General features: G+C 38.4%; 2 protein-coding genes. Both read right to left on the bottom strand.

Features of this window, described 5'->3' with window-relative positions; genetic code table 11:
- A partial coding sequence (locus ACHRWY_RS27485; protein WP_395359209.1) for a type IX secretion system membrane protein PorP/SprF occupies positions 1-148 on the bottom strand: 148 nt, incomplete at its 3' end.
- 49 nt (positions 149-197) lie between these two features.
- A partial coding sequence (locus tag ACHRWY_RS27480) for a gliding motility-associated C-terminal domain-containing protein (protein ID WP_395359207.1) occupies positions 198-1,257 on the bottom strand: 1,060 nt, incomplete at its 5' end.

Here is a 1,257-nt window from a genome sequence, read left to right as displayed (position 1 = left end):
CAAAAATACTTAAAGCACCACGCGAACCCGCATAAGCCGGATTGATGTTGATCGCGTTGTACATGTATTGCGTAAACTGTGCATCCTGCTGCCCATAACCCGCAAGCGTGACAAACATTATGACGAAAGAAAATAATTTTGTTCTCATAAGTCTTAAGTTTATAAACAGGGAGAATAAATCTCCCCCGTTTTCTGAATTATTTATTTATATACAAGTAGCCAGATTTAGAATGCCATACAGAGGTGTTGTCCAGATATTTTAAGGTGTAGAAATACGTGCCATCCGGCAATATTTCATTTCTGGAAATGGTTGCTCTACCATCTGAGTATCCTTTAAAAACGTTTCCATTAGAATTATAATTATTGGTTTCAAAGACTTTTACTCCCCAACGGTTATAAATCTCAACAGTGTTGTCAGGATAACATTCTAATCCTTTTATACTAAACACATCATTAAATCCATCAGCGTTTGGAGATACGGCATTAAAAACTTCAATAACACAATCTGTAATATCAATTACGGTGCTGCCGTCACCAGTAAAACTATCATTATCAGAAAGATCATTAACTTTTGCCCCCGAAGGTGTTGTTGCTTCTACCATAGCCTGATTGGCTACAGATCCTGCATTAATATCAGCCTGGGTAATTGTATAAACGCCCGTAAAGCTTGTGTTGTTTACTTCTCCCACTGCTAAATTGACAGGGCTGCCTGATAAAACTAAACCGGCCAGATTATCCGTAACTATAACATTCGTTAAGGAAGTTTGTCCTGTATTTTTAATTTCAAAACTATATTTTATGGTTTCTCCAACTTGTGTATATCCATCTTTATTTTCGTCTGTAAACACTGCTTTTTTAATAATAGCAATGCTTGATACTGGCGTTAAAGGTGTTATGGTACAATCCGGACAGGCAGGATCAACCGGACAGGCAGTACACGGAACAGGATCTGTGGATGTTTCAGTAATATCCGGACCACTTGATGGTGTTGCTGCTATAATAGCTAAATTATAAACCAATGCTGCATCAATATCAGCTTGTGTTATAAGGTGTACTGCTTTAAATGTTGTTGCGTCTATAGCCCCAACCCCTAAACTTGCCAAAGGGCCTCCGGTGACAACGGCATTATCATCTGTCACTGTAATATGGGTTAAGGTTGTATTTCCTGTATTGGTCACTACAAAAGTATATTCGACCCTGTCCCCCACATTGGTTATTCCGTTACCATTGCTGTCTACAAATACACCCTGTTTTGTT

It is taken from the genome of Flavobacterium sp. FlaQc-48 (assembly GCF_044007335.1).
In the GTDB taxonomy this organism is placed as follows: Bacteria; Bacteroidota; Bacteroidia; order Flavobacteriales; family Flavobacteriaceae; genus Flavobacterium.
The sequence above is the reverse complement of the archived record's forward strand: the minus strand, read 5'-3'. Positions and strand labels throughout refer to the sequence as shown.